A 7,314-nucleotide genomic window follows, 5' to 3' on the forward strand; every position below is an offset into this window, starting at 1 on the left:
GGATCTGTTATAAAGCTGTTTAATCCAGACAAGGATTGGATTATATTACCTTCATCGACAGAAATCATCATACGAGCAACGAGAAATTTGGGAAACATAATTTTTCATAGATTATTGGGAGTTACCTACATAATTAATCAATTGTTAGTATATCATACTTATTTGGTTTTTAAAGTCTTTTGTTATAAATGGGTAACAAATGCCAAGCTAATGTTACAGAAAAATGACTGGCCTGCCGGTGTCATCCAGGAAAAAGACCTTCAGACCAGCTCAAGCTGATTTGAAGGTCTTTGCTTGTTTAATTAGCTAACTTTCTGCCCATCTTCATCATAAAAGATAGGATTCATCTGTGTTTCCACTGTTTCTTCGGTTATAACGACTTTCTTAATGTCCGGTCTGCTGGGCACTTCAAACATGATATCCATCATAATGCTTTCAATGATCGATCTCAGCCCACGCGCACCAGTATCTCGTTCGATTGCCTTTTTACCGATTCCACGAAGAGCCTGCTCCTCAAATTCAAGTTCTACCTCATCGATTTGCAGCAGTTTTTTATACTGTTTAACCAGCGAGTTTTTAGGCTTCGTCAGAATTTCGACCAGATCGTCTTCATTCAGCTTCTCAAGTACAGCTGTAATCGGGAGTCTACCGATAAATTCAGGAATCAGACCATATTTCAGTAAGTCTTCAGGTATGATCTGCTGCATGATGCTCTGCTTCTCATCTGCTTCTTTACGCTTGCTTGCAGCACCAAATCCGATCACTTTATCCCCCAGACGATTTTTTACAATCGTTTCTATTCCGTCGAAGGCCCCTCCGACAATAAAGAGTATATTAGTTGTATCAATCTGAATCAGTTCCTGATGAGGGTGTTTTCTGCCTCCTTGAGGCGGCACACTTGCAGTCGTTCCTTCAAGAATTTTTAAAAGCGCTTGTTGTACACCTTCCCCACTGACGTCTCTTGTGATAGAGACATTTTCCGACTTGCGGGCGATTTTATCGATCTCATCGACATAAATGATTCCGCGTTGTGCCAGCTCTACATCGTAATCAGCTGACTGGAGGAGTTTCAGTAGAATGTTCTCAACATCTTCTCCAACATACCCCGCTTCGGTCAGATTCGTTGCATCAGCTATTGCAAAAGGAACGTTCAGAATGCGTGCAAGCGTCTGTGCCAGGTACGTTTTACCCGACCCTGTAGGACCGATCAGACAGATGTTACTTTTCTGAAGTTCAATGTCATCTTCTGTGTCTTCATCTAGACTGTTGATACGTTTGTAGTGATTGTATACCGCTACAGAAAGAGCTTTTTTAGCCGCTTCCTGACCAATGATATACTCATTCAGTATTTCTCGAATCTCATGAGGCTTAGGAACGTTCATTTCACCGTCGAATGACTGCTTGCTGAACTCTTCTTCCATAATTTCCTGGCATAAGTCAACACATTCATTACAGATATAAACGCCAGGACCTGCCACGATTTTCTTTACCTGCTCCTGTGATTTCCCGCAGAATGAACATGAGATATTTCCTTTTTGATCGTCATCGTTAAACATAGGCACGGTCACCTCTCTCATAGCCTAATAAGATTTTATGAATTTATGAAAAACGGGAATGCACGTTAGGCATTCCCATTTACATTTAAACAGTTTTACGCTTCGTCTGACTCTTCTGCTGCTTCAAGTGTTTCTTTAGCAGTTGAAGTGATCAGGTCAATTGCTTTTTTCAATGAGATGTCTCTGTTAAGAAGGTCTGGAGAAAGTACGCTGCGTACTTGGTCTTCAGGCATGTTGTACTGCTCAGCCAGATCAGAGATTTCTTTTTCTATGTCTTCCTCAGTTGCATCAAGGTTCTCCGCTTCAACAATTGCTTCAAGTACCAGGTTCGTGCGTACGTTAAATTCTGCATCGCCTTCGAACTGCTTGTGAAGATTCTGTTCTGTTGAGTTTGTCATCTGGTAGTACATTTCAGGTGAAATGCCCTGCTGTTTCAAGTTGTTCAGGAACATATCCATCTGACGGTGTACTTCTTCGTGAGCCATTTCATGTGGAATCTCTTCAATTTTAGCGTTTTCTACTGCTTTTCTGATAGCTTCGTCATCTCTGGCATCGTCAGCGGCAGTAGTCTTGCTTTCTTCAAGTTCTTTGCGGATTTTTTCTTTCAATTCATCCACTGTTTCTACGTCTTCATCAAGATCTTTAACGAACTCATCGTCAAGTTCAGGCAATTCTTTCACTTTAACTTCGTGAACCTTGACTTTAAATACAGCTTCTTTTCCAGCAAGTTCATCTGAGTGATACTCTTCAGGGAAAGTAACTGTAACGTCTTTCTCGTCTCCTGCTTTAACGCCAACCAGCTGATCTTCAAAACCAGGGATGAATGAGTTAGATCCAAGAACTAGTGAGTGGTTCTCACCTTTTCCACCTTCAAATGCTTCATCGCCAACGAATCCTTCGTAATCGATGACAACAGTGTCGCCTTCTTCTGCTGCATCTTCTTTAATAGTCAGTTCAGCAAGGCTTTCACGACGGCGATCCAGTGCTGCATCTACGTCTTCTTCAGAAACGTTACGATCCTGTTTGGCTACTTCGATTTCTTTGTACTGTCCAAGCTCAACTTCAGGTTTAAGAGTGACTTCAGCAATCAGTTCCCAATCCTGGTTCTTTTCAACTGATTTGATATCAATATTAGGCTGAGCTACAGGCTCGATGCCAGCTTCCTGTACAGCTTTAGAATAAGCTGCAGGCAGCAGGTCGTTAAGCGTGTCTTCGTAAAGTGCAGCTTCACCGTACATCTGATTGAAAATACGTCGTGGCACTCGTCCTTTACGGAATCCTGGTACGTTCAAGTTTTTCTGAACTTTCTTAAATGTTTTATCCAGTCCTTTTTGTACTGTTTCTTGATCGATCGTGAATTCCAGACGGCCTGTTGTAGCACCTGTTTTTTCAAAATTTGTTTCCATGTATAATTACCCTCCGAATTGATTAGTCTGCTAGCAATCGTCATTATTTCCAACTCTGCGGAAATAAGCCTATTCACTATTTTTTATTTAAACATACTTAATTATCATACAATATTTAAAGGCTAATGTAAACTGCGGATGCTTAATTCACAGCAACTCCTGATACACTCTGCTGACCCAGCTGTTAATATAAGCCTGTTTCTCCTCAGACACTTGTTCAACTGCATCCTGCTCGGGCTGTATCCCCTCTGCTATTGTATAAATCCATGCTGTAATATCTTCTTTTTGAATGGCTTCATCGATAAACGGAAAGAGCATGAGAAGAACAGCATTCGCTTCCTGTTCGACCAGCACTTTTAATGAAGGATTACTGATGAAGATTTCTTCAATTTTAGAATACGTGTCCTGTACGACCGGATGATTTTCAAACGTGCTCATAGTTGCTGGTGTGACCTTTCTAGTCTCATTCAGCCAAGTATATGAAAAAGACTGATTTACTCTTCTGTCAATAAGTACAGACAGAAATCCGGACCGGGCAAACGGATGAACGTATGGGTTCTGAAAAACAGATGGTGCCGCATGAATCAAATTGTCCGTCTTCATCTCATCCGCTTCCTGAATCAGAGCAAACTGCTCATCAGGCGTCAATGAGGCTAAAGAAAACAGTTTTTTCTTGCGCTCGATTTCTGTCTGGTGACGTTCTTTTTCTGCTTCAAGTTTTTTCTGCTCTAAAGTGTCCTTAAGATTCTGCCAGCTGGCCAAGTTTTCCGAAGTAGCTAACCTGATTTCATCGTCCAGCAATTTTTGAGCTAACAAAAACTGGTAATTGTAGATAAGCAGCTCGATATAAACAAGCAGTCTCTTTTCGTTTGTCAGGTAAAAGGATTCTTTCTCTTCTGCGTAGTCAAGTGCTTCACTGATCTGCCCATTCTGAAATAATGTCGACACCAGCAGAATATTCAGGCTGTTTTCATCTTTGATCGCATATGCCTTTTTCATATGTGTAATTGCCCGCTTATAGTCTGCGTCCTGCAGCGCACTCAATGCATGATGCATATATGTCCCGTAGTTCTTAGGGAATTCTATCTTATCTCCCATATCACAACACTCCTCAGCTATATTGTACCACAAGCCTTCTGCTGCAAAACATGGAATAAATAAAAGCAACAGGATCATTCCATCCCATTGCTTCAACTAATATTGTCTGAATCGGTCATATCGCTTACGTATGAGCTCATTCTTTGAAACTCGAACGAGTTCAAAAAGCTTTTCATCAATTTCTTTTTTCATATTGGCGATAATCTGATTTTTTTCAAGTACTTCTTTTTTTTCAGTCTCAGGTATCACTTTTTCGATGATCCCAAGCTTCAGCAAATCAGACGAAGTCAGCTTCATCAGTTCAGCTGCATCGCTGGCTTTCTTGGCATCTTTCCATAGAATAGACGCGAATCCTTCAGGTGACAGGATGGAATAAATTGAGAACTCCATCATCCATACTTCATCAGATAATGCCAGAGCTAACGCACCCCCGCTTCCTCCTTCTCCTATGATTACTGAGAGAACAGGCACGGAAAGATCACTCATTTCCATCAAGTTCCGGGCAATCGCTTCACCCTGACCCCTTTCTTCGGCTTCAACTCCACAGTATGCCCCAGAGGTGTTGATAAAGTTGAGAACGGGTCTATTGAACTTCTCAGCTTGTTTCATTAGTCGAAGAGATTTACGGTACCCTTCCGGGTGTGCCGATCCAAAGTTAGTTCGGACATTTTCCTCGACTGTTGTCCCTTTCTGGTTCCCAATTACAGTCACTGCCCGGCCGTTCAGTTTCCCGATTCCACCAATGATAGCAGGATCGTCTTTAAACACTCTGTCACCATGCAGTTCGATGAAGTCATCGATCATCATACTTGTAATGTCTTTCATATTGATTCGATCGGTTTTTCTGGCAGAGGATACCACAGACATGACATCATTCATTCAGACTCCTCCTTTACTGTTCCTTCTGGATCGACATGCAGTTCCAGAAGCTGACTAATTACAGATTTTAATTTTTCCCGTTCGACGATCTGGTCTATAAAACCATTTTTTAATACTGTCTCAGCAAGCTGGAAGTCATCAGGCAGAGATTCTTTGATTGTCTGTTCAATCACCCGTTTACCCGCAAAACCTATTAGTGCTCCTGGTTCAGCCAGTATGATGTCTCCAAGCATAGCAAAGCTTGCTGTCACCCCACCTGTTGTAGGATCGGTGATCACTGTCAGATAAAAGAGCCCCTTTTCTGAATGCCTTTTAATTGCCGCGCTGGTTTTAGCCATCTGCATAAGCGAAAAGATTCCTTCCTGCATTCTGGCGCCACCGGATGCTGTAAAAAGTACAACAGGTAAATTTTTTTCAGTCGCTCTTTCAAATAACCGGGTTATTTTTTCTCCAACGGCCTGGCCCATGCTTCCCATAATGAAGTGTGAATCCATAATTCCAATGGCCGATTCAATTGAATTAAATCGTGCCTGCCCGGTCAGAACAGCCTCCCTTAATCCGGTATTTATTTGGACGTTCTGAATTTTTTCTTCATATCCTGGAAATTGAAGTGGATCTGACGCATGCACCTCGCCGTCCCATTCTGAGAAACTATTTGGATCAACAGTGAGTGCCAGTCTTTCCTGAGCACGGATACGTAAGGCGTAGTGACAGTTAGGACATATTCTTTCCTGTCCTAAACTCTTTACGTACACGGACTGTTTACATTGAGGACATTTTTCAAACATCCCATCCGGAACAGTCGGCCCGTTTTGAGAGGTGCTTTTCTGTATAGAAATATAGGGCCTTTTTTTAAATAGCCTCATTCTCCGCCTCCTTCTCGTTCAACCAGTCAGGAATGATCTGCTGGGACAAGGTTTCCGTCGTATACTCACCAGATTCAAATACTTCATGACTTAGAAGATCATGCTGAAAATCAAGGTTAGTCTGGATACCTTCTACAACCATTTCGTCGAGCGCCCGGATCATTTTGCGTACAGCATCTTCTCTAGTCTGACCATGAGTAATTATCTTTGCAATCATCGAATCATAGTGGGGCGGAATTATTCCTCCCGCAAACATCGCTGTATCCACACGCAGACCTAAGCCGCCCGATGGCATGTTCAGGTACGTGATTTCTCCTGGAGAAGGTGCAAAATTGAAAGCAGGGTTCTCAGCATTGATACGACATTCTATCGCGTGTCCTTTAAATTCAATATCTTCCTGAGTCACAGTCAGTGGCAGTCCGGCAGCAATCCGGATCTGTTCCTTGACGATATCGACATGAGTGATCATTTCAGTAATAGGATGCTCAACTTGTATGCGCGTATTCATTTCCATGAAGTAGTACTGCTCGTTCTGATCAACTAAAAACTCGATCGTGCCGGCATTTTTGTACCTTACTCCCTGAGCAGCTCTCACTGCACTCATACAGATATTCTCTCTAGCTTCATCTGTCAAAGAGGAGCTGGGTGCTTCCTCAACGATCTTCTGATGGTTTCTTTGAAGAGAACAGTCTCTTTCACCAAGATGGATAACATTTCCGTGATGGTCAGCCAGAATCTGCACTTCGATATGCTTGGCTGGCGTAATGATCTTTTCTACATACATACGGTTATCATTGAATGCTGCTTTCGATTCAGACTGCGCCTGAAGAAAGCTGGCTTCCAGCAGATCTGAGTCGAATACCATACGCATCCCTTTACCGCCCCCGCCGGCTACTGCTTTTATAATCACAGGAAGGCCGATAGACTGGACGTGTTCATGCAGCTCATCCAAGGTCGTAATAGATGAATTGCTTCCAGGAATGACGGGTACATTAGCCTTCTGCATCATTTCTCTCGCGTTGGACTTATTCCCCATCTGTTCGATCGTTTCCTTATCAGGTCCGATAAATGTAATATTCACTTCTTCACACATCGCAGCAAATAGACTATTTTCGGAAAGAAAACCAAAACCGGGATGAATAGCTTCCGCACCTGTCAGTACCGCTGCACTCAGAATATTATGTATATTCAGGTACGAATCTGACGCTTTAGGTGGACCAATACAAACCGCTTCGTCTGCCAGCTGCATATGAAGGGCATCTTCGTCGGCAGTAGAATAGATGGCTACCGTTTTGATGCCCAGTTCTTTGCAGGCCCGAATAATACGTACAGCTATTTCACCTCTGTTGGCTACTAATATTTTTTCAAACATGCCTAACCCTTCCTCGTATAATAAGTTTGTAGTTAAGAATTGTTCTTAACTTAGTTGATTGATTAACTGTTTGAAAGAATGGAGCTTTCTCCCCCATGGGGGAGAAAAATTTCAAAAAGTCGCTTTTGATGATCCAT

7 protein-coding genes are annotated in these 7,314 nt (G+C 42.4%); 1 reads left to right on the plus strand and 6 read right to left on the minus strand.

Features of this window, described 5'->3' with window-relative positions; all coding sequences use genetic code 11:
- The coding region (locus tag ACYQ4S_RS09970) for a hypothetical protein (protein WP_459770917.1) at positions 1-279 on the plus strand (279 nt) is incomplete at its 5' end.
- 23 nt (positions 280-302) lie between these two features.
- Here ACYQ4S_RS09970 and clpX read toward each other — a convergent pair.
- The 6 genes from clpX to accC form a co-directional block, all read right to left on the minus strand.
- The gene (gene clpX / locus ACYQ4S_RS09975; RefSeq protein WP_346024179.1) at positions 303-1,556 is read right to left on the minus strand and encodes an ATP-dependent Clp protease ATP-binding subunit ClpX; all 1,254 of its coding nucleotides are present in this window, start codon (positions 1,554-1,556) and stop codon (positions 303-305) included.
- 95 nt (positions 1,557-1,651) lie between these two features.
- The gene (tig, locus tag ACYQ4S_RS09980; RefSeq protein WP_346024180.1) at positions 1,652-2,962 is read right to left on the minus strand and encodes a trigger factor; all 1,311 of its coding nucleotides are present in this window, start codon (positions 2,960-2,962) and stop codon (positions 1,652-1,654) included.
- A gap of 147 nt (positions 2,963-3,109) precedes the next feature.
- The gene (locus ACYQ4S_RS09985) at positions 3,110-4,060 is read right to left on the minus strand and encodes a hypothetical protein (RefSeq protein ID WP_346024181.1); all 951 of its coding nucleotides are present in this window, start codon (positions 4,058-4,060) and stop codon (positions 3,110-3,112) included.
- Positions 4,061-4,156: 96 nt separating this feature from the next.
- Positions 4,157-4,939: an acetyl-CoA carboxylase carboxyltransferase subunit alpha gene (locus tag ACYQ4S_RS09990; protein ID WP_346024182.1), complete on the minus strand. Its 783-nt coding sequence runs from the start codon at positions 4,937-4,939 to the stop codon at positions 4,157-4,159.
- On the minus strand, positions 4,936-5,805 hold the full coding sequence (gene accD / locus ACYQ4S_RS09995) for an acetyl-CoA carboxylase, carboxyltransferase subunit beta (protein WP_346024183.1): 870 nt from the start codon (positions 5,803-5,805) through the stop codon (positions 4,936-4,938). Before accD ends, ACYQ4S_RS09990 begins: the two co-directional genes overlap by 4 nt.
- Complete coding sequence (gene accC, locus ACYQ4S_RS10000; protein WP_346024184.1) at positions 5,792-7,177, minus strand: acetyl-CoA carboxylase biotin carboxylase subunit; 1,386 nt, start codon at positions 7,175-7,177, stop codon at positions 5,792-5,794. Before accC ends, accD begins: the two co-directional genes overlap by 14 nt.
- Positions 7,178-7,314 lie beyond the last annotated feature (137 nt).

The organism is Alkalibacterium sp. s-m-28 (genome assembly GCF_054658175.1).

What these genes read in the sequence shown, in the direction of transcription:
- clpX (WP_346024179.1), bottom strand. Translation starts at nt 1,556, where the DNA reads ATGTTTAACGATGACGATCAAAAAGGAAATATCTCATGTTCATTCTGC.
- tig (WP_346024180.1), bottom strand. Translation starts at nt 2,962, where the DNA reads ATGGAAACAAATTTTGAAAAAACAGGTGCTACAACAGGCCGTCTGGAA.
- ACYQ4S_RS09985 (WP_346024181.1), bottom strand. Translation starts at nt 4,060, where the DNA reads ATGGGAGATAAGATAGAATTCCCTAAGAACTACGGGACATATATGCAT.
- ACYQ4S_RS09990 (WP_346024182.1), bottom strand. Translation starts at nt 4,939, where the DNA reads ATGAATGATGTCATGTCTGTGGTATCCTCTGCCAGAAAAACCGATCGA.
- accD (WP_346024183.1), bottom strand. Translation starts at nt 5,805, where the DNA reads ATGAGGCTATTTAAAAAAAGGCCCTATATTTCTATACAGAAAAGCACC.
- accC (WP_346024184.1), bottom strand. Translation starts at nt 7,177, where the DNA reads ATGTTTGAAAAAATATTAGTAGCCAACAGAGGTGAAATAGCTGTACGT.